General features: G+C 61.8%; 19 protein-coding genes. 10 read left to right on the forward strand and 9 right to left on the reverse strand.

Translation table 11 applies throughout. From position 1 onward, the window contains the following. Positions 1-14: 14 nt before the first annotated feature. The gene (locus tag F0M18_RS15960; RefSeq protein ID WP_149612468.1) at positions 15-1,964 is read right to left on the reverse strand and encodes an acetoacetate--CoA ligase; all 1,950 of its coding nucleotides are present in this window, start codon (positions 1,962-1,964) and stop codon (positions 15-17) included. Positions 1,965-2,054: 90 nt separating this feature from the next. On the opposite strand from F0M18_RS15960, the gene F0M18_RS15965 reads away from it, so the two are divergent. Together F0M18_RS15965 and F0M18_RS15970 are read left to right on the forward strand one after the other, a co-directional pair. Continuing rightward, a complete protein-coding gene (locus F0M18_RS15965; RefSeq protein ID WP_188109761.1) occupies positions 2,055-2,951 on the forward strand; it encodes a LysR family transcriptional regulator in 897 nt (298 codons plus the stop codon). Positions 2,952-3,003: 52 nt separating this feature from the next. Continuing rightward, a complete protein-coding gene (locus F0M18_RS15970) occupies positions 3,004-4,896 on the forward strand; it encodes an ATP-binding cassette domain-containing protein (protein ID WP_149612470.1) in 1,893 nt (630 codons plus the stop codon). Between the two features lie 529 nt (positions 4,897-5,425). On the opposite strand, the gene F0M18_RS15975 is transcribed toward F0M18_RS15970, so the two are convergent. Next, positions 5,426-6,613 (reverse strand): amino acid aminotransferase, encoded by a 1,188-nt coding sequence (locus tag F0M18_RS15975; protein ID WP_149612471.1) that lies wholly within the window; start codon positions 6,611-6,613, stop codon positions 5,426-5,428. A gap of 17 nt (positions 6,614-6,630) precedes the next feature. After that, positions 6,631-8,073: a beta-Ala-His dipeptidase gene (gene pepD / locus F0M18_RS15980; protein ID WP_149612472.1), complete on the reverse strand. Its 1,443-nt coding sequence runs from the start codon at positions 8,071-8,073 to the stop codon at positions 6,631-6,633. Positions 8,074-8,224: 151 nt separating this feature from the next. On the opposite strand from pepD, the gene F0M18_RS15985 reads away from it, so the two are divergent. Next, positions 8,225-8,410 carry a hypothetical protein gene (locus tag F0M18_RS15985; RefSeq protein ID WP_149612473.1) on the forward strand — a complete coding sequence of 62 codons (186 nt, stop codon included), beginning with the start codon at positions 8,225-8,227 and terminating at the stop codon, positions 8,408-8,410. Positions 8,411-8,434: 24 nt separating this feature from the next. Here F0M18_RS15985 and F0M18_RS15990 read toward each other — a convergent pair whose 3' ends face one another. Beyond that, positions 8,435-9,271 (reverse strand): esterase/lipase family protein, encoded by an 837-nt coding sequence (locus F0M18_RS15990; RefSeq protein ID WP_149612474.1) that lies wholly within the window; start codon positions 9,269-9,271, stop codon positions 8,435-8,437. Positions 9,272-9,427: 156 nt separating this feature from the next. Between F0M18_RS15990 and cmoA the strand changes: the two genes are divergently transcribed. Then, positions 9,428-10,159, forward strand: a complete 732-nt coding sequence (cmoA, locus tag F0M18_RS15995) for a carboxy-S-adenosyl-L-methionine synthase CmoA (protein WP_149612475.1) — start codon at positions 9,428-9,430, stop codon at positions 10,157-10,159. Further along, positions 10,156-11,151: a tRNA 5-methoxyuridine(34)/uridine 5-oxyacetic acid(34) synthase CmoB gene (gene cmoB, locus F0M18_RS16000; RefSeq protein ID WP_262500974.1), complete on the forward strand. Its 996-nt coding sequence runs from the start codon at positions 10,156-10,158 to the stop codon at positions 11,149-11,151. Before cmoA ends, cmoB begins: the two co-directional genes overlap by 4 nt. Positions 11,152-11,186: 35 nt before the next feature. Here the strand turns inward: cmoB and F0M18_RS16005 are convergent, their stop codons facing one another. Next, positions 11,187-12,845 carry a BamA/TamA family outer membrane protein gene (locus tag F0M18_RS16005; protein WP_188109762.1) on the reverse strand — a complete coding sequence of 553 codons (1,659 nt, stop codon included), beginning with the start codon at positions 12,843-12,845 and terminating at the stop codon, positions 11,187-11,189. Positions 12,846-13,016: 171 nt separating this feature from the next. Between F0M18_RS16005 and gshA the strand changes: the two genes are divergently transcribed. The 4 genes from gshA (at position 13,017) to F0M18_RS16025 (ending at position 16,373) form a co-directional block, all read left to right on the forward strand. After that, a complete protein-coding gene (gshA, locus tag F0M18_RS16010; RefSeq protein WP_149612477.1) occupies positions 13,017-14,636 on the forward strand; it encodes a glutamate--cysteine ligase in 1,620 nt (539 codons plus the stop codon). After that, positions 14,633-15,226, forward strand: coding sequence for an acyl carrier protein phosphodiesterase (locus F0M18_RS16015; RefSeq protein WP_149612478.1), 594 nt, complete (start codon positions 14,633-14,635; stop codon positions 15,224-15,226). The genes gshA and F0M18_RS16015 overlap by 4 nt, the downstream gene beginning before the upstream one ends. 171 nt (positions 15,227-15,397) lie before the next feature. Continuing rightward, the gene (locus F0M18_RS16020; RefSeq protein ID WP_149612479.1) at positions 15,398-15,907 is read left to right on the forward strand and encodes a disulfide bond formation protein B; all 510 of its coding nucleotides are present in this window, start codon (positions 15,398-15,400) and stop codon (positions 15,905-15,907) included. 1 nt (position 15,908) lies between these two features. Further along, the gene (locus F0M18_RS16025) at positions 15,909-16,373 is read left to right on the forward strand and encodes a sigma D regulator (protein WP_149612480.1); all 465 of its coding nucleotides are present in this window, start codon (positions 15,909-15,911) and stop codon (positions 16,371-16,373) included. Positions 16,374-16,391: 18 nt separating this feature from the next. Here the strand turns inward: F0M18_RS16025 and F0M18_RS16030 are convergent, their stop codons facing one another. Beyond that, positions 16,392-17,165, reverse strand: coding sequence for an FKBP-type peptidyl-prolyl cis-trans isomerase (locus tag F0M18_RS16030; protein WP_262500976.1), 774 nt, complete (start codon positions 17,163-17,165; stop codon positions 16,392-16,394). Positions 17,166-17,397: 232 nt separating this feature from the next. On the opposite strand from F0M18_RS16030, the gene F0M18_RS16035 reads away from it, so the two are divergent. Beyond that, entirely contained in the window at positions 17,398-19,287 is a 1,890-nt protein-coding gene (locus F0M18_RS16035) for an ABC-F family ATP-binding cassette domain-containing protein (protein WP_149612481.1), read from the forward strand. Here F0M18_RS16035 and F0M18_RS16040 read toward each other — a convergent pair. From F0M18_RS16040 to elbB, 3 genes are read right to left on the reverse strand one after another with little or no spacing between them, the layout of a single operon-like run. After that, positions 19,284-20,381, reverse strand: a complete 1,098-nt coding sequence (locus F0M18_RS16040) for a ParB N-terminal domain-containing protein (RefSeq protein ID WP_149612482.1) — start codon at positions 20,379-20,381, stop codon at positions 19,284-19,286. The two genes, F0M18_RS16035 and F0M18_RS16040, sit on opposite strands and share 4 nt — an antisense overlap. A 27-nt stretch (positions 20,382-20,408) precedes the next feature. Next, entirely contained in the window at positions 20,409-20,666 is a 258-nt protein-coding gene (locus F0M18_RS16045) for a GIY-YIG nuclease family protein (RefSeq protein WP_149612483.1), read from the reverse strand. Next, complete coding sequence (elbB, locus tag F0M18_RS16050; RefSeq protein WP_149612484.1) at positions 20,666-21,319, reverse strand: isoprenoid biosynthesis glyoxalase ElbB; 654 nt, start codon at positions 21,317-21,319, stop codon at positions 20,666-20,668. The genes F0M18_RS16045 and elbB overlap by 1 nt, the downstream gene beginning before the upstream one ends. Positions 21,320-21,362 lie beyond the last annotated feature (43 nt).

Below are 21,362 nucleotides of genomic sequence, written 5' to 3' on the forward strand. Positions count from 1 at the left end.
GATTTCAGGCCCTCTCAGGACCGCAATTCAGGCAGGTCGCGATACAGTTCCAGCGCCCCGGGGTTGGCCAGTGCGTCGGTATTTTTCACCTCCCGGCCGTGCACCACATTACGTACCGCCAGCTCCACAATCTTGCCGCTGATGGTGCGCGGTATATCAGCGACCTGGACAATCACCGCGGGTACATGTCGCGGCGTGGTGTTCTCGCGAATGGACTGCCTGATCCGCGCCTGCAGTTCCGCGTCCAGGTTGATGCCTTCACGCAGCACGACAAACAGCACCACGCGCACGTCGTCGCCCCATTCCTGGCCGATAACGATACTGTCTATCACCTCCTCCACGCGCTCGACCTGGCGGTAGATCTCCGCCGTACCGATGCGCACGCCACCGGGATTGAGCACCGCGTCAGAGCGGCCGTGGATAATAAAACCCCAATGCTCGGTTACCTCACCATAATCCCCGTGGGCCCAGACGTTGGCATAGCTGTCGAAGTATGCGGCGCGGTACCTGGTGTCTCCGGGGTCGTTCCAGAAGCCGATCGGGGCACTGGGGAAGGGCCGGGTACAGACCAGTTCGCCCTTCTCCCTGACCACGGAGTTGCCCGCTTCGTCCCATATCTCTACCGCCATGCCAAGGCCCGCGGCCTGTATCTCGCCGACGTAGACCGGCAGTACCGGGCAGCCCAGCACAAAGCAGGACAGAATATCGGTGCCGCCGGAGATGCTCGACAGGCAGACATCGTCCTTGAAATCGCGATACACGTACTCAAAACTCTCGTGGGACAACGGGGATCCGGTGCTGAGTATGGTGCGCAGGCTATGCAAGGCGTGGCTCTGTCGCGGCTTGTGCCCGGCCTTCTCCAGCGCGGCGATGAACTTGGCACTGGTACCGAATACGGTAATCCCCTCTGTGTCGATCGCGTCGAGCAACAGCCTGCCGTCATTGGCAAACGGAGAGCCGTCATACAGTATCAGCGTCGCCCCGGTCGCCAGGCCCGACACCAACCAGTTCCACATCATCCAGCCGCAGGTGGTGAAATAGAAGAACACGTCCTCGCGGCGCAGGTCGGTGTGTAACTGGTGCTCTTTCAGGTGCTGCAACAGCGACCCGCCGGCACCGTGAACAATGCACTTGGGTACGCCCGTGGTGCCGGAGGAATACATGATATAGAGCGGGTGGTCAAAGGGCAGGCGCGCAAAGTCGACCCCGGTGGCCGAGGCCTGCAGGTAATCCGCAAACAGCACCGCATCGGCTATGGCGTCAACGGCCGGCCGTTGCTCCAGCAGGGGCACGATAACCACCCTTTCGATACTGTCGATACGCTCACGAATGGCGGCAATACGCTGCAGCGAGTCGCAGCGTTTGCCGTTGTAGTGATAGCCGTCGGCCGCGAACAGTACTTTGGGCTGGATCTGCCCAAACCGGTCCATCACCCCGCTGATGCCAAAGTCCGGCGAACAGGAAGACCAGACAGCACCCAGGCTGGTTGCAGCCAGCATCGCCACCACCGTTTCCTCGACGTTGGGCATGAAGCCGGCCACCCGGTCTCCTGCCACCACGCCCTCCGCCCGCAGCGCTGCGGCCAGCTGGGCAACACGCGTGTACAGGTCGGCGTAGCTCAATTCCCGGCGCTCACCATTTTCCAGCAGCGAGACCAGGGCCGGGCGACTGTCGCGAAAGCGCAGCAGGTTCTCGGCGAAGTTGAGGCGGGTGCTGGGAAACCAGCGGGCGCCGGGAAAGCGGTCACCATCGACGAGTACCGGCTGCAGCTCGCCCTCACCGATCACCTCGCCAAAGTGCCAGATTGCCTCCCAGAACTGCTCTGGCTGCTTCACGGACCACTGCTGCAACCCGGCGTAACCGGCACCCATCTCGTATCCGCGGTCCTGCAGCTGCTTCCGCAACTGCGTTATACGTGCCTGCTCAATGCGTTGCTGGCTGGGGCGCCACAGGGGCTTACTCATCGACTCGTCTCCTCAAACTGATTGCACAATATGCGCCAGCGCCATATATTTAACAAATTGATATTTCTAACGTTTATTTTTACTTTATTTATGAATGTCAGTCTTCGCCAGTTGCGCGCCTTCGTTACCCTCGCCCATAGCCGATCCTTTGCCGAGGCCAGCGAACTACTGCACCTGTCCCAATCGGCCTTGAGCCTGGCGATCAAGAAAATGGAGCAGACGGTGGGCGGCAGCCTGTTTGTGCGCTCTACCCGGTCACTGGAACTCAGTCCCGAGGGGCGCAACTTCCTGCCCACCGCACGCAGATTACTGGCGGACTGGGACCAGGCCTTCGATGATCTGGGACGAAGCTTCAGCCTGCAGCAGGGCAAGATAAGTGTGGCAGTCATGCCATCGTTTGCCATGAATCAGTTTCCGGAGGCGCTCGTCGCCTTTCGACAGGAGTACCCGCATATCAATATCGGCGTGGAAGATGTGGTGATGGAGGCGACGATCGAGGCCGTGCGCACTGGCCAGGTGGACCTGGGCATCACCTTCGAGCCAGAACAGCTGGACGGTGTGGATTTCATACCGCTGTTCACTGATCGCTGGATCGCGCTGGTTCACCGCGCGTCTCCTTTGGCGGCTGAGGACCGGCTGACCTGGCAGCAGTTGGTGCAACAACCCTTTATTGCCATGAACCGCGGGTCGTGGTCTCGTGTCACCACGGAGGCAGCCATGGCCGCTGCGGGAGTCAGCCCCGGGCAGCTTCTGGAAGCCCACCAACTCGCCACCATCGGTCGGATGGTCTCTGTGGGCCTGGGTGGCGCCGTCGTGCCACAACTTTGCAGGGACCAGATGGAGGGCCTGGGTATTCTGTGCAAGCCCATCGACGGCCCCAGTATCGAGCGCCAGGTGGGCATCTTCACGCGTAAACGCCACGGACTGTCGCGAGCGTCTGAGGCGCTGGTCGGTCACCTGCAGCGGCATTTCACCGACGGGCTGTAGCCCCGGGCGCATCTGGCGTAGAATTCGCCTCCCACACCCGAACCGAATCCCCATGCCACTGCTCAAACTCGATAAAGTCAGCCTGCACTTCGGCACCCACGCCATACTCGACGCTGTCGATCTCACTATCGACAACGGCGACAAGCTTGGCCTGCTGGGGCGCAACGGTGCCGGCAAGACCACCCTGCTTAAACTGCTGGCGGGAGAGATCGCCGCAGACAGCGGCGAGCGCTGGCTGCGACCCGGTACGCGGCTGGCGCGACTCGAACAAACCCTGCCTGATGCGGCCGGGCTCTCCGTCTATGACACCGTGGCCGGCGGCCTGGAAGAAGCCGGGGCGCTACTGGCCGAATACCACCAGTTGATCCACGGCGATGACATGGATGCCCTGGCCCGGGTGCAGCAGCAGCTGGAAGCCGTCGACGGCTGGAACCTGCAGCAGCGCGTGGAAACCACACTGAGCCAACTGCAACTGCCGGCGGACGCGCTCATGAGTGAGCTGTCCGGCGGCTGGCGGCGGCGGGTCGCACTGGCGCGGGCACTGGTCAGCGAGCCCGACATCCTGTTGCTGGACGAGCCCACCAACCACCTCGACATCCCCGCCATTACCTGGCTGGAAGAGCAGCTGCGCAACTTTCGCGGCTGCCTGATCCTGATCACCCACGATCGCCGCTTCCTGCAGAACGTGGTCAACAGTATTGCCGAGCTGGACCGGGGACACCTCACTGTCTGGCGAGGCGACTATCGCGGCTTCCTGCGTCACCGGGAGCAGGAACTGGAGGCCGAGGCGCGCGCCAACGAACTGTTCGACAAAAAGCTGGCGCAGGAAGAGGTGTGGATTCGCCAGGGTATCAAGGCCAGGCGTACGCGCAACGAGGGTCGGGTGCGCGCGCTCAAGGCCATGCGTGCAGAGCGCGGCGAGCGCCGCGAAAGACAGGGCCGCGCCGAGTTTGGCGTGGAGGAGGCATCCCGTTCCGGCAAGATTGTGGCGGAGCTGCAGCATGTCAGCCACGCCTACGGCGACAAAACCCTGCTCAGGGATTTCAACGCCATCATCCAGCGCGGTGATCGCATCGGTATCGTGGGGCCAAATGGCGCCGGCAAATCCACCCTGGTGAAGATCATGCTGGGAGAACTGACTCCCGACTCTGGCACGGTCAAGCTGGGCAGCAAGCTGGAAATCGCCTATTCGGACCAGCTGCGTGGCCAGCTGGACCCCGAGAAAAACCTCATCGACAACATCTGCGGTGGCCGCGACTTTATCGACATCGGCGGCAAGCAGCGCCATGCCATCTCCTATCTCGGCGACTTCCTGTTCTCCCCGGAACGGGTGCGCACGCCGGTGAAAGCCCTTTCAGGCGGCGAGCAGAACCGGGCCATTCTCGCCCGCCTGTTCAGTAAACCCGCCAACCTGCTGGTCCTGGACGAGCCGACCAATGATCTCGACATCGAGACACTGGAGTTGCTGGAGGAAATCCTGCTCGAATTCGAAGGCACAGTGATTCTGGTCAGCCACGACCGGGAATTCATGGACAACGTGGTCACCAGCCTGTTGATTCTGGAGGGCGACGGTCACGTCGACGAACAGGCCGGCGGCTACGGCGATTGGGAAGCCCGCGGTGGCAGACTGAGTGACCTCTCGGCAACGGGCAAACGCAGGGAGGAAGCGGCGCCCCCCGCAGCGGCCAACACCACTAGCGAAAAACCGGCACCCGCACCGGCAAAGCAACGCAAGCTGTCCTACAAGGACCAGCGCGAGCTCGACGCGCTGCCGGCCCTGATCGAGACCCTGGAAACCCGCCAGCGCGAGCTGGAAGCGCAGGTCGCAGAGCCCGATTTCTACCAGGGCGAACACACGGCAGTGCAGCAGGTTTTAGGCGACCTGGCGGGTGTGCAGGAGGAACTTGAACAGGCCTTTGAGCGCTGGTCGGAATTGGAAGGCTGAAACGCTTGAATGGAGGGCGCAGTGGCAGATGATTCATTTTCGTCGACGTCAGGCCCGGCAGCGGGGTTAGCTGTTTGAGACGACCACAAGCTCCGTCGCGTTTCCGGGCCGCTGCGTAACTCGGCAACGGTTGCTGTGCGCAACCGTTAAGCAGCCTCAGACATCCACAGCGGAAGTCCCCCGAAAACGCGACTACGCAAAAAGCGGTGGCCTGATTGTCTCTAACAGCTAACCCCACTGCCGGACCTTCGTACAGTTGTTGCAATCGAATTTTTTTGAAGAACCGTTACACTTCCCAGCTAACGGATCAGGTGCTCAGTAGCCAGGTTCCGTTGCAGGAACGTCGGAGGCCATGGATGGCCCGGCCGGCGCTCCGGGGAGTCGAGGTGCCATGGATGGCGCGCTACCGTTTCCGGCAACGGAACCTGGCTGCTGAGTGCCGAGCGGCCAGAGTGAAATCACCAAAAAGTTCGGACCCAATATCTCAGGCAGCGCTATCCACATGGCCCCTGACGCTGGCGTGGCTGGCTTACAACACCGCCGCCACAGACTCAGCCAGGTAATCGATATTGCCCGCGTTCACCCCCGCCACGTTGATGCGTGATGAGTTGAGCATGTAAACGGCGTACTCCTCACGCAACCTGACCGCCTGCTCCGCAGAGAGGCCCAGGAAAGAGAACATGCCCTTCTCCTTCTCTATGAAAGCAAAGTCACGATCACAAGCGGACTCCAGCTTCTGGCGCAATGTACTGCGTAGGCCATTGATGCGCTCACACATCTGCAACAGTTCAGTCCGCCAGGCCTCGCCCAGTTGCGCGTCAGCCAGGATACGGCCGGCGATCAATGCTCCGTGCGCCGGCGGCATGGAGTAAATGCGGCGCGCTGCGACCAGTGCCTGGCTCACCAGCGCCTGGGCGTTATCCCGATCACGGCAGATGAAAAGCGTGACCCCGGTGCGCTCGCGGTAAAGCCCCATATTCTTGGAACAGGAACCCGCCACGATCATTTCCGGCAGGCGCTCCGCCAGCAGGCGCAGGCCCGCGGCATCCGCGTCCAGTCCGTCGCCCATACCCTGGTAGGCGATGTCGATGAACGGCAGGAAGCCCTGCGCTGCGGCCATATCCGCGACCACGCCCCACTGCTCCAGGGTCAGGTCGGCACCACACGGATTGTGGCAGCAGCCATGCAGCAGCACCACGTCGCCCGCTCCGGCCTGTTTCAGGTCCTCGACCATGGCATCAAAATTTACGCCGTGACTGGACGGATCGTAATAGCGATAGCTGGAGAACTGCAGGCCGACACTGCCCAGCAAGGGCAGGTGTACCGGCCACGTGGGGTCGCTGACCCATACCGTGGCGCCCGGTGCCGCCGCGTGAATAATTTCCGCACCGATGCGCAGTGCGCCACAACCACCCGGCGCCGACACACTGCTGACCCGCTTGTCCTGCAAGGCGACATGGTCGGCACCAAGCAGCAGTTCCTGCATGCCGGTATTGAAATCCGCGACGCCCGCCGCCGGCAGATACGCCTTGGTGGTCTCGTCGGCAGCCAGCGCGGCCTGGGCGTCACGTACGGCGTCGAATACCGGGCAGATGCCCTGCTCGTTCATGTAAATTCCGACGGTAAGGTCGACCTTTTCGGCGCGCGTGTCAGCGCGCGCAGCGGCGGCCAGCCCGAGAATGGGATCAGCGGGAAGCGCTTGCAGTTGGTCCAGCATGGTTACGGTCCTTCAGTTCAGATATCAGCGAGTAGTTCAGTGAGGAAGCGCCAGAAAGGCTCTACCGTGTCTATTCTCAGGCGTTCGGAGGGGGAATGTGCTCCGCGAATGGTAGGCCCGAAGGACAGGGTATCAACGCCAGGGAGCTTGCTCTTGAGTATTCCACACTCCAGTCCGGCGTGAATCGCCTTGACCGCCGGACGCGCGCCAAACAGGTGCTGGTGCACGGCGCTGCCCTGCTCCAGCAGCGGACTGCTGAAATCGGGTTCCCAGCCGGGATAGCCCACATCTTCAGTGACCTCGAGGTCGTAGGCGCGCGCCAGCGCCAGCACGGCGTGCTGCAGCGGCAGCGATTGTTGTTCATTAAAGAAGCGATAGCTGGATTCGACATACAGCTCCCCGCGCTGCAGGCGCAGGATAGCCAGGTTGATACTGAGGTCTACCAGGTCCGCGGGTTGTTCCAGGCTGTAGGCCTGTGCGCCGTGCGGGAAGGCGGCGATCAGGTCGAGCAGGCGCAGCGAATCCACTGCATCCAGGGCGCTGTCCAGCTGTACCGACTGCAGTGCCAGTTCCACGCCGTGATCCGCAGCGGGCAGGTAGCCGAGCCACCGCTGCCGGGCGTTCTCCAAGTGTTCGGCGAGCCGGCCGGCGACCTCTGCGGGAACGGCGAACTCGACGACGCCTTCACGGGGGATAACATTGTGCGCAACACCCACCTCGATGCTGCCCAGGCGCAGGCCCGGAAGTCCGCGCAGGCACTCACCCAGCAGCTTGATGGCATTGCCCAACTGTTCGTGTATCTGCACACCCGAGTGGCCACCGGCCAGGCCGCGCAGGTTGAGCCGAAAGCACTCGGCATCGCCACGCAGGGGATCCTCGGCAAAACTGCGCGCAAACTGCCAACCGGCGCCACCGGCACAACCGATGTAGAGCTCGTTCCAGTCCTCGGTGTCGAGATTCAGCATCAGGCTTCCGCTCAACATGGACGCATCAAGGTTCAGCGCACCACCGAGCCCGGTTTCTTCATCCACGGTGAACAACAGCTCCAGGGGGGGATGAGTCACATCAGGATCAGTCATCAGGGCGATGGACGCTGCACAGCCCAGGCCGTTGTCCGCGCCAAGGGTGGTGCGATCGGCACCTAACCAGCCGTCGTCGACTTTCAGCTGCAATGGGTCGCGGGTGAAATCATGCTCCACGTCATCGGTCTTCACGGTCACCATGTCCAGATGGTTCTGGATGATCACGGTGGGCCGATCCTCGCGACCCGGCGACGCCGGCACATAGATCACCAGGTTGCCCGCGTCGTCCAGGCGCACGGGATGGCCGGCCTGCTGCGCCAGATCGACAAGGTATTGCCTGACCGCGGCCTCCTGTTTGGAAGGACGCGGTATACGGGTGAACTGGTAGAAGTGTTCCCACAGATGCGCGGGGCGCTGGGGGTAGTTGTCGGGCTTCATGAACAATCCGGTGTCGCTATGGCTAAAGGCGCCGGATTATAGCGCTGCTGGGCATTTTTCACACAATTTCAGCGCAATTTTTACCTCCAATCACGGTCTCATATTCCTAGACTACAATCGCAGCAATTTTTTACTTAAGAGTATTTGTACCATGAAAAGAATAGACGATGGCAAGGTGAGCCTGGTGGAGTTCCTCTCCAGCATCAAGTTTTCCCGCAGCCGCAGCAACAAGAAGGCCAGCGATGCCGGCAAACGCTTCGCGTCCTTTGAACAGCGCGCACCGGTCAGCCAGCCTTTTGCCACAGAAGACTCTTACCTGATTCGCAGCGCCAACTAAGTCCGGCTCACCGCGCTGGGCGCTTCAGGTAGCGTCAGTGATCCTGGCGAACGGCGCAGTGCGCCTGCTCTGGCATAGCGACCAGCGCTGGTCTGGCGCCACCAGGTGATTGGCAATCACGGCAAACACGATGGGGTTGAACGGAAAGCCCACGTGACTTGCCATCACCGCCATATTGGTGACATAGCGCGGGTCGCCCTCACAACGGGCGATGCCCTTGCCGACAATCCCGTCCGACTCACTGTACAGCGTCAGCACCGGCACACGCAGCTCACCGCCGCTGTAGGTGTAATCCACCCATCGCCGCAGCGCCTCCTCTGACTCACCCGCAGAATTGTCATTCATACGTGCCATCACGCTGTAGAGTGCCGTGCCCCTGGGGTCGCCAAAGGGCGTACCCAGCGTAATGACCTGGCGAATCCACTGCGGATAGCGGTGCGCCAGGGCCACGGAATACAGCCCACCGAGACTCCAGCCTATCAGGGTGACCTTGCGCCCCGAGGCTTGCCACTCGCGTTCCAGCTGCACGGCGATTCGCTCTTCCAGCTGGGCGCGATGACGCATGAATTGCTCCATGCTGTCCGCTTTGGCCTCACTCGCATTGCGCCCCAGCCCCCACGGCACGGCGTTGTAGCCGCGATCACGCAGAAATTTCCGCAGCATGGCGGTGGAGCCGTCCGCACCCATGAAGCCGGGGATGGTCATAATGGTATGGCCATCACCCCTGGGCAGGGTCTTGAACACCCCCTTGCACAGCACCGACGTGCCAGCCTCCATGGCCACCCGCCCAAGTTCGCTGATACTGTGGCGCAGACGGGGTGGTCGGATATCGGCAACGTAATGGCTGTTGGGTGCGCGCATCGGCAGGTCCTGCTGTGGCTCGTATAACCGTCATTCTGCGGGCTTTTGACATGCGGCAACAGGTCTTTGTGCAGCCGCCGGTTTAACAATTCATGCTAGAATCGCGGCCTTGTTGAGCAGCGGCCATTAGCAGCGCGGAGGCATGCGGTAGCTAAAATGACGGATTCCCGAGATACGATTTACGCTGACCCACTGCGAGAGGCCGGCCTGTTCACCTTTGATGACAATGTGGCGCGTGTATTTCCCGACATGATCAAGCGCTCGGTTCCGGGCTACACCACCATTGTCGCCATGACTGGCCTGCTCGCGCAGCGATATGCCGCACCGGGCAGCAACCTGTACGATCTCGGCTGCTCTCTCGGCGCATCAAGCCTGGCCATGCGCCAGAACCTGGACCACCGCGACTGTCGCATCATCGGTGTCGACAATTCGAAGGCCATGCTCGAGCGCTGCCGCACCATTATCGAAACGGACACCCACGACACGCCCGTGGACCTGGTGTGCGCGGATATCGAAAATATCGCCATCGACAACGCCTCCGTGGTGGTGCTGAACTTCACCCTGCAGTTCATCCCCCTGGCCCAACGCGACGCGGTGATCAGGCACATATACAAGGGCCTGCGCCCGGGCGGGGTGATGGTACTGTCAGAAAAGGTCACCTTTGAAGATCCGCACCTCGACGAGCTGAATATCGCACTGCATCACGAGTTCAAGCGCGCCAACGGTTACAGCGAGCTGGAAATCGCCCAGAAACGCGCCGCCATAGAGAATGTGCTGCTCCCGGAGACACTGGCCACCCACCGCGAGCGTATGGCAAACGCCGGGTTTTCCGCCTGCGATGTCTGGTTCCAGTGCTTCAATTTCGCCTCCATGGTGGCCCTGAAGTGATCGACTACTCGCCACTTATCGACCGCTGGCAGGAGGGCGACCTGGCGCCCTGGGCCCGGGCACTGCCCGGGCGGATCGAGCAGGGCTTGTCGCAAAAGCGCTATGGAGACCTCGAGCGCTGGCTGGCCGCGCTGGACAGCCTGCCGGACATCGACGTGGCCAGCGTTCAGCTCGACAGCCCGCGCGTGGGCGCAAGCAGCAACCAACCCCTGCCCGCAGACCTATCCACCTCTCTGCGCGAGGCGCTGATGGGCCTGCACCCCTGGCGCAAGGGACCTTTTGAACTGTTCGGCGTGCACATCGATACGGAATGGCGTTCGGACTGGAAGTGGGAACGACTGCTGCCCGGGCTCGATCCATTGCCGGGACGCCGGGTACTCGACGTCGGCTGCGGCAGCGGCTATCACTGCTGGCGTATGCTCGGCGCAGGCGCACGCGAGGTTATCGGCATCGATCCCACGCCCCTGTTCGTGGTGCAGTTCTGGGCACTGCAGAAGTACCTGCAGCAAGCTGCAGCCTGGGTGCTGCCCCTGGGCATCGAGCAGGTGCCGCCAAAGCTGCGTGCTTTTGACAGCGTATTTTCCATGGGTGTGCTGTATCACCGGCGCTCGCCCATGGATCACCTGCTGGAGCTGCGTGACTGCCTGCGGCCCGGAGGCCAGCTGGTGCTGGAGACGCTCGTTATCGAAGGGGGCCCGGGGGCCGTGCTGGTGCCCGAGGGGCGCTATGCGCGCATGGGTAACGTCTGGTTCCTGCCCAGCTGCGACACCTTGCTGGGGTGGCTGCGCAAAACCGGGTTCGCCGATGCCAGGGTGGTGGATGTCGGCAATACCAGCACGGCGGAACAACGCACGACCGAATGGATGACCTTCCACTCACTGGCCAACTTCCTCGATCCCGACGACAGCAGCAAGACCATTGAGGGTTACACGGCTCCGCGTCGCGCCGTTATCACGGCGCGGGCGCCGGGCAATTGGGAGCCCGCTGATTGATTTGACCTGGGCTGGTGCAGCCGGGGAGGGCCGTGCTAGAAACGGTCCTTGACGGTCATCAGCAGCTGCACATCGTCCACGTCGTCGTCCTTGTTGAAGGGGAATGCCAGGTCGATGTGAATCACACTGCCCTTTTCCGCACGACTGGAATTGAGCCGGATACCAATACCGGCATTGGACAACACACCGCCATTGGAGCCGTTGTCCTCGCCCTCGAACCAGGCGCGCCCCACATCGAAGAACACCGCGTAGCCCACCCGCAGCAGTCGGAACGGATGCCAGTCAGAATAGTAGCGCTGTTCAATATTGAACACCGCGGAGCGATCACCAACCTGGTAATTGCGCTCGTAGCCGCGCAGGCCGTTCTGGCCACCCAGGGTGAGCTGGTTATCACCAGTGAGACCATCGGTATAATCCAGGCGAATCCCGGAAAACAGCGCCCACTTCGCCGCCTGGCGCCAGTGGTAGCGGCTGTTTATCGTCAACCACATGTTTTCGAACTCGGCATCGTCAGTCGACCAGAAGCCGGTGATTTCACTGTCGACCAGCCACAGGTCCCGATCCGTGACGCGCAGGGTATTGCCGTAGCGCCCGGAAAAATGCACCTGGTCACGCGTCGCCCCGAGCGCCTCTGCCGAGTAGCCGAGGTTCCACAGGTAATGCTCGCCGACATAGAGATCCTCGGTGCGGCCAAGGTAGTTCAGGTTGTGAATCTCCATGTACTCGTCCTCTATCGACTGGTAGCCAATAAAGGGGAAGCTGTACTCGCGATCCTCCGGTAACTCAGGCGGTGGGATCTCGGAGTCGGAGAAGGCGAACTCGTTGTTTTCATAGTGATAGCCCAGCAGCCAGCGGCCCACCTGCTTTTCCAGCTCTCGCTCGGTGGCTACACCACCAAAAAAGCGCACCGATTGCTGCTGGTGATCAAATTCCTCCACCTCGTCGCCACGGAACCAGATGTTCTCTTCCCGCTCCCAATCCTCCAGGCGCATGCCCGCCGACCAACGCTCATAAACGGAGAAGAACGGGCGATTGAGGCGGAAGCGATAGTCGTGGCCATCGTCATTGTCGGTGAGCGACAGGCGCGTGCGCCAGCGACTGCCGGCCACCGCCGGATCATCGTAAATCAGCGTGGTGCCCGAGCGCTCCTCGTCGCTGTCATAGCGTACGGCCACCTGCTTGCCCGTGCCGAGGAAGTTGGTGTCGCGAAAGCCCAGCGAGTATTCATTGGTGCCCCCGCTGCGCTTGAAATTGACGGTGGGCGTAAATGTCCAGATGTCCCGGGTGATGACCTCCAGGTCAACATATTCGCCACAGCGCCGCCAGGGGCGCACGCGCGCATCGTAGAGAAACTTGAGGTCGCGCAGCACGCGTTCTGATTCGCGCACCATGGTAGCGAGATAATAATCCCCCTCTTTTACCAGTAGCTGTTCGCGGATCACCCATTCCCGGGTCAGGCTGTGGAAGTCGTTGGCCCAGCGGTAGATCCCCGCGTTCTCACGCGGGTCCTCGCGGTCGAACACACGATAACGGGTAATGGTTATGGAGGATATGATCAGCCCATCGGGCAGGGACTCGGCAAAGCTGCGGTGCTCGGGAGAGGATTCGAAACGAAAGCTGTCGGATGGTTGCTGGGGCGGTACTTCCTGGCACTCCTGCGCCGCTGCCGGAATCGCCAGCATACACGCCAGCACCAGACACACTCCGGACCACCACAACTGTTGACGCCTTGCACTCCCCATACCCCGAAGATAGCCCTGTTGGGCTACGCTTACAATGCACATCCTGTACTCTGTAAACGTGGGCGGCTAGAATCGTGACTTTTCCGGCATAAGCCAGTCCGAAACGGGTCCAGCGGACCTTCGATGGCGCATAACCATAAGGAGTCTTCCTTGTCTTCCCTCCCTGAGCAGCAGCTGGCATTGCTGCGGCAACCCGAACAACAGGATGTGCTGCGCGCCATAGGCCGCGGTATCGAGAAGGAGAGCCTGCGGGTAAACCCGGACGGATTTCTTGCACAAACCCCGCACCCCGCCAGCCTGGGCTCGGCGCTGACCCACGGCAGCATCACCACCGACTACTCTGAGGCCTTGCTGGAATTTATCACCCCGGTGAGCACCAGCATCGATGACAGCCTGGAACAACTTGCGGATATTCACAGTTACGTTTACAGCCAGATCGGCGATGAAATCCTGTGGAGCACCTCGATGCCCTGTCAACTCGGGGACGACAAGGATATCCCGGTGGCGCAGTACGGCAGTTCCAATGTCGCGCGCATGAAAACCGTCTACCGCTATGGCCTGGGGCACCGCTACGGGCGGGTCATGCAGACCATCGCCGGCATCCACTACAATTTCTCCATGCCCGTCAGCTACTGGGAAGACAGCTGGCAGGCAGCTGGCCAACCCGGCACCCTGCAGGATTTCATCAGCGAGCGCTACCTGGGCCTGATTCGAAATTTCCGCCGTTATTCGTGGTTGCTGATCTACCTCTTTGGCGCGTCCCCGGCAGTTTGCGGCAGTTTCCTGCGCAACCGGGATAACCATGGCCTGCAACCCTTCGGTGACGGCCACAGCTTCCACCTGCCCTATGGCACCGCCCTGCGCATGGGAGACCTGGGTTATAACAGTGATGCCCAGAAGGGTCTGCGCATCTGCTACAACTCCCTGCCCAATTACGTGGAAACGCTGCGCAGCGCCATTATGCAGCCACACCCCGCCTACGCCGGCTTCAGCAGCGGCGCCGGTGGTGACTACCAGCAATTGAACGACAGTCTGCTGCAAATCGAGAATGAGTTTTACAGCCCCATAAGACCGAAGCGGGTAACCCACTCCGGGGAAACGCCACTGCATGCGTTGACGGAACGGGGCATAGAGTACATCGAGGTGCGCTGCGTGGACGTGAGCCCGTTCTCGCCACTGGGCCTGGATGCACAGGAGATCCGTTTTCTCGACACCTTCCTGCTTTACTGCCTGCTGCAGGACAGCCCACCCTGCGATGAAGAAGAGCAGGAAGGCATGGCAGCGAACCTCGCCGCCGTGGTCAACCGTGGCCGTGAACCCGGCCTGCGCCTGCGCACCTGGAGCGGCGAACGGCCGCTGCAGGACTGGAGCCAGGACCTGCTCAACGCCATGGAAGATATCGCCGCCACCCTGGATGCAGCCCACACCGGCAGCCAGTACGGCGAATCGCTGCGCGAGCAAAGAGCGAAAGTGGCTGATCCGGAGCTGACACCCTCCGCGCGTGTCCTGCGAGAAATGCGGGAGAACAGCCAACCGTTTTTCCGCCTGGCCCTGGCCTACAGCCAGCGCTGGGCCGAGCATTTTCGCCAGCGCCAGCTATCGCCAGAGCAGATCGCGGATTTCGCGGCACAGGCAACTGAATCGCTGCAGGCGCAACAGGCGATAGAAGCCGGGGACACACTGGCCTTCGAGGACTACCTGGCAAACTACTACCAGCAGTACGCCACCCTGCCGCAGCCATGAACTTCCTGGCCCACTTTCACCTGGCCTGGCCCGAAGATACGCTGGTGGTCGGTGCCCTGGAGGGCGATTTCCTGAAAGGGCCGTTGCGGGGCAGGCTGCCGCGCGATATCGAGCGCGGTGTTGCCCTGCATCGCGCCATCGATGCCTACACCGACAGTCATCCACTGCTGCTGGATCTGCGCCGCGCCTTCCCGGAGCGGTTGCGCCGGTACACCAGCATCCTCGTGGACCTCAGCTTCGACCACTACCTCAGCCGCCACTGGAGCTGCTTCAGCAGCGTACCGCTGAGCGATTTTATCCCCGCGGTGCACGACCACCTGGAGAACCACCGGCATCATCTCAGCGAACGCGCGGAGCACATGCGCCAGCGGCTGGTGCACTACGACCTGCTGGGGCGGTACACTGACTGGGAAACCGTGCCACAGAGTGCAGCCAGGGTGGGCGAACGCTTTACCCGCGGCAACCCCTTTGCAGCCATCGGGACCACGCTGGAAGCGGCCAGGCCGATGATGGAAGAGGCCTTCCTGGCATTCTATCCACAGTTGCTTGAATTCAGCGCAGAAAAGAAACACGGCCTCAGGGCCGGGTGAGAGCGCGCCTGCTGGTGGGCTGGCCCCCACGCATGATTTGCCCAGCCTACGACTCCGCCCCGGGGCGCCGGCTGAACTTATTCACGGGTGCGCCATCGAACATAGCGCGCTGTGTTGCATCGCCATGGAAAAGCCCCTAACTTAGCCGCTCGATACAGAGGAATATCATTCATGTTGCAGTCTCTCTCCCCGCGCTGGGTGTTTGCAGGCCTGGTCCTGCTGGCCGTGGTGTCGATGGCTTTTGCCATGCTCTACCTCGAGCGCTTCCTGAACCTGGCAGCCTGCCCACTGTGCATGACGCAGCGGGTGTTCGTAGTGGCCTGGGGTGTGATCGCGCTGCTCGCAGTGGTGCACAACCCGCGTGGCTGGGGCAACCGTGTCTACGGGGCGCTGTGCCTGCTCAGCGCAGCGCTTGGCGCTGCCGTAGCGGGGCGTCATGTCTGGCTGCAGCACCTGCCTCCTGAGGATGTGCCCGCTTGCGGACCCAGCCTGGAGTACATGCTCGACACCCTGCCGTTTACCGAGACCCTGTCGCTGGTGCTGATGGGGGATGGCAATTGCGCCGAAACCATGTGGACATTTATGGGCCTGAGCATCCCCGAGCAAACGCTGATCCTGTTTCTGGTGACGTGCCTGATCTGTGTATGGCAGACTCTGCGCACCTACCCGAAGGAAAGCTGATATGCCACACAGGAACCCGGAACAGCAGTTTGATGCCGTTGAGCGCCTGCTCACCGGCTGGCTGAAGGAGCGTCGGCAACTACTCGGCCTGTTTACCGAAATCGTGGTGGCCACCGAGGGTGGCGTGGGCAATGCTGCGGCCTATCGCGAACGCCAGCGCGCCCTGTGCCAGGTGCTGGTGGACTACATCTCGGCGGGGCACTTCGAGGTTTATCACGAGTTGTTGGAGGAAGCGGAGAGCTTCGATGACGGTAGCAGCGCACTGGCCGCAAAAGTCATGCCCGCCATCGGCGACACCACCGAGGTGATCCTCGCCTACGAAGAGAAATATACCGACGAGGCCGTCGATAACAGCAAGCTGAAACGCGATCTTTCCGCGCTTGGGGAGGTGCTGGAATCACGCTTCCAGCTCGAGGACCAGCTTATTGCCGGCCTGCACAACAGTCACCGGCGCCAGCTGGGCTGACGCCGGATCCGTACCGTTTTACTCGGCTGCGCCTTCGCCTTCGGCTGCTTCAGCCTGGCTGGGGATGGAGATCAGTTCCACGTCGAAAACCAGCGCCGCATTGGGGCCGATCATCTGGCCGGCGCCACCGGCACCGTAGCCAAGCTCCGGGGGAATTGACAGCTTCCACTTGGAACCTACGGGCATCAGTTGCAGTGCCTCGGTCCAACCCGGGATCACCTGGCCGACACCGAAGGTCACAGTCTGGCCGCGGCTGTAGGACGAATCGAACTCGGTGCCGTCAACCAGCGTGCCACGATAGTGCACTTCCACTGTGTCTTCAGCGCTCGGTTTGGGGCCATCACCGGCCTCGATCACCTCGTACTGGAGGCCGCTTTCCGTGACCACAACGCCTTCACGGGCCTTGTTCTCTTCCAGGTAAGCTGCTGCTGCGGCGGCATTGGCTTCAGCCAGGGCTGCCTGCGTTTCCTGCTGCTCAGCCATCATTTTTTCCTGGTAAGACTGCATTTCAGCGGCAATCTCATCCTGGGTCATGCGACCTTCCTTGCCCTCAGCGCCATCACGGTAGCCGGCCACAAAGGCATCGATATCCATGGGCATGCCGTCCTGGGCCATGCGCTGGCCGAGGCCGAATGCGATACCGTAGCTGAGTCGCGCGTCGGACGATTCCAGGCTGACTTCAGCAGTAGCAGCGGCGGGTGCCGGCGCACTGTCGGTGCCGGCCGTCTGTTGGTTACATGCTTGCAGGCTGACCATTCCAACCAGCGCAAGCGGCAATGCGTACTTCTTCATAAAGTTATTCCATCATTGAAAACTGTGGTGAGCATAGGGTTAAACCTGCCGCCCCCGCCAACCGATGACAACAGTCCCTGACATACCTGCCCGGGCAAAAGCTGAGTGGGTAGCGTGGGAAAGCAGAGCGCGCAAGCGGACGGCCAGTGTACTACCCGCCCCCGCCGGTTGCCACCCCCATGCCGAGTGGCGCTGGTTATGACAGCGCGCGCGGCGTAAAATTCGCCGCCTGATGATTATCTTGCGCGATATTGAACTGCGTCGTGGCAGCAAAATGCTGTTACGAGGGGCAGAAGTAACCATACAGCCGGGGCAGAACCTGGCCTTGATCGGTGCCAACGGCAGCGGCAAGTCCAGCCTGTTCGCCATGTTGCTGGGGCAACTGGAGCCGGACAGCGGCGATATAAAAGGCACCAATAACCTGCGCCTGTCACATATGGCACAGGAAGTGCACGCCACGGGCCTCCCCGCCGGTGAATATGTATGGCGCGGGGACGCCGGGCTGGCGCAGCTCATGGATCGGCTCAGTGAGCTGGAGTCCGCCGGTGACTACGCGGCAGCGGCACCGCTGCACTCGGAACTGGAAGCTATCGACGGCTACAGCGCACCACGGCGCGCAGAACTGCTGCTGCAGGGGCTTGGTTTTGCCGAGGATGCTGCGCAACGCCCAGTCAGCGATTTCTCCGGTGGCTGGCGTATTCGCCTGAACCTGGCCCGGGCGCTGATGACGCCCTCCGACATGCTGCTGCTCGATGAGCCCACCAATCACCTGGACCTGGACGCCACACTCTGGCTGCAGCAGTGGCTGCAGCAGTACACCGGGACACTGCTGATGATCTCCCATGACAGGGACTTCATCGACGCCACCTGTGAGCGCATCCTGCACATCGAGCAACAACAGCTGGCCAGCTACAAGGGCAATTACTCGCAGTTTGAAGCCCAGCGCGCCGAGCGGCTGGCCAACCAGCAGGCCAACTATGAGAAGCAACAACGGCGTATTGCCGAGATAGATGACTTCGTTCGCCGCTTCCGCTACAAGGCAACCAAGGCCAAGCAGGCACAGAGCCGGCTCAAGGAACTGGAGCGCATGCAGGCGATAGCACCGGCCCATATCGACTCGCCGTTTGACTTCAGTTTCCCCCCTGCAGACAAAACCAGCGACCCTTTGCTGCGCCTTGACGAGGCCACATTGGGCTATGGCGACACGCCGGTACTGCGGGGTATCGACCTGCAGCTGCGCCCCGGCAGCCGCTATGGTCTGCTCGGCCGCAACGGCGCGGGCAAGTCCACGCTGCTGAAATCCCTGGTTGGGCAACTGCCGCTGCTGGCAGGACAGCTCAGCCCGGGCGAGCACTGCCATATCGGTTACTTCGACCAACAGCAACTCGAAGCACTGGACCTGGAGGCCAGCCCGGCACAGCATATCCAGCGCCTGAGCCCGGACGCGCGGGAGCAGGACATCCTCAATTTCCTCGGTGGTTTCAACTTCCGCGGCGACGCTGCCAGCAGCCCGGTGGCGCCATTTTCCGGCGGTGAAAAGGCCCGTCTCGCCCTGGCCATGGTGGTCTGGCAGCGCCCTAACCTGCTGGTGCTGGATGAGCCTACCAACCACCTGGACCTGGAGATGCGCCACGCCATGGAGATCGCACTGCAAGCCTACGAAGGGGCACTGATCCTGGTCAGCCACGATCGGCACATGCTGCGCAATACGGTTGAGGAACTGCTGCTGGTGGACAACGGCAGGGTAACCGCCTATCGCCAGGACCTGGCCGACTACGAGCAGTGGATTCTCGGGCGCTTTCGCGAGGACAAGCCGGCGCAGCAGAGCGGCGGCGAGACAGAGAGCTCACGCCGGGAGAAACGGCAACAGGCGGCAGCGGCGCGCGCCAGGCTGCGGCCACTGAAAAAACAGCTGGATAAGAACGAGGCCGAGATGGCCCGGGTGGAAGAGCAGCTCGCTACCATCCAGGAGCAACTCGGCGACAACGGACTGTATCAACCGGAGCGGCAGGCGGAACTCGCGCAATTGCTACAGGAAGAGGGAGCGCTGAAGACGCGCGCCAGTTCACTGGAAGAGGACTGGCTGGAACTGCAGGAGCAACTGGAAAGCGTCGACAGCTAACGCGAGCCGCCCAGCGATCGGTATACCTTGCCACCCACCACGCGCACCCTGGTATAGAAAGCGATGAGCGGAGACATCAGCCCGTAGCGCATGCGTGAGTACTCCGCGATTTGCAGCGCCAGCGCCTCGATACTCTCTTCGCTGAAACTGTAGTAATCGGCATCCGGGGTCGGGCAATCGGCCGCCAGCTCGAGCTGGTAGTGCTCGCGCAGCCATTCGACATCGGGCTTCATGCTCTCTGTCACCTGTTGGTAAACCTCCGCAGGCGCCGTGTACTTGCGACCCGGGATTTTCGACAGTCGCGGGATTTCGTCCGCCCTGCGCAGGGGATTGCGCTTGCCATCCACCAGCACCGGGAGGCTGCGGTTCAGCGCACTGATAAGCAGCGCCGCTTCATGGCTCATGCTGGTATTGGACGGCGGGCGCGGCCGGAACGAGTCACCCACATCCACACCCATGTTTTCAAACATGGCGCCGGTCAGGCCGCGCGGGTGGGCCACCGCAGCGGCGAAGTCATACACCACCAGAGAGCCCTTGCCGAAGGCGTTCTCGACACGCTGGAACAGCGATTTGAAGCGGTAAAAAGGCGGATTCTGGTACAGGTCCTCGAGCACGCCGCCTATATTCAGGCGCTGCTGGATCTCACTGGACAGCGCGTGCACGGGGTGGCGCACGCAGGCAACTACCCTGACCTCTTCCGCATAGCCCCGCAACCATTCGGCCAGTTCCAGCATGTCCGGGCGGTAGAAATGGGCCACACTTTCCGCAGACAACAGCAGGTTTGTCGCCTTCGATTTCCTGAAACCCTGCTCGAGACAGGCGCGCGTGCGCTTGTTGTAGGCGGCCAACTGCTCATCGGATTCCATGCCCCGGGCCGCCAGGCGCTGGCGCACATCGGGATGACCCGAAAACAGCGCGCGCAGCAGGATCGAATGGTTACCCTGGAAGTGGCGTTCATGGGGGAAACGGGTCGGGTAGTGGATATCGTAGCGCGACTCCAGCAGCCCGGCGTTGGCGAGAATGTCCCGTTGCACGGAGGTGGTACCGGTCTTGCCCAGGCCGATATGCAGGTAGAGTGTCTTGAATCGTTTCACTGAACAGTTCCGAAAAGTGCGCCGGCCCTAACGGGCAACAAGCGCCAGTTTCTCACATCGCGGAAGCCGCTTGATGGCTGCTTCCCGCTGCTGCGCACTGCTGCGATCGGCAGCAGACTCCGACCAGAGCAGGCTGACCGGGCGCCGGCCACTGGTGTATTTGGGGCCGCCGGCCAGATCGCCGTTGTGCTGCCGCAGGCGCTTGTGGAGGTCACGCGCCACCCCGGTATACAGCGATCCGTCGGCGCACTGGAGTACATACACATACCAGCCTGGAGCTGCCATCAGCTGAGGGCCAGCACCTCTTTCACACAGTCGCTGATACCCGCGTAGGCTTCGGAGACGCTGCCAGCGAGCATGTAGGCCGGTGTGGTGACCAGTTTTTTCTCCGTATCCACCCGCGCCTCGCTGACGGGGCACTCGAGATGCTCGCCGCCCATCGCCTCGATTGCCGCGGCCACTTCCGCCTCGTTGCCGATGGTGCAGCGTGAACCCTCTCCACAGATAGCAGCCGACATCACCGGGGCAATGCAAATCAGGCCGATAGGCTTACCAGCCTGGTGGAAGTCGCGTGCCAGCGCCAGAAAATCCGCCTGCACCGTCATCTGCGCACCGGCCACGGCAAAGTCACACAGGTTTTTGGCGGCACCGAAACCGCCTGGAACCACCAGCGCGTCGAAATCCGCTACCCTGGCATCGGTCAACGGCTTGATATTGCCCCTGGCGATGCGCGCCGCTTCCACCAACACATTGCGGCTCTCGCCGGCCACCGGCTCACCGGTAAGGTGGTTGATGACATGCATCTGCTCCCGGTCCGGGGCAAAACACTGGTAGCTGGCGCCCTGCTGCTCGAGACTGAGCAAGGTCAGTACCGCCTCGTTGATTTCTGCCCCGTCGTATACGCCACACCCTGAAAGGACTACTGCCACCTTCGCCATCTGCTGCCTCCTGAATAGGTTTTCCAGTGCAAATTCGAGCCGC

It is taken from the genome of Pseudohalioglobus sediminis, from assembly GCF_008370495.1.
Taxonomy (GTDB): domain Bacteria; phylum Pseudomonadota; class Gammaproteobacteria; order Pseudomonadales; family Halieaceae; genus Halioglobus.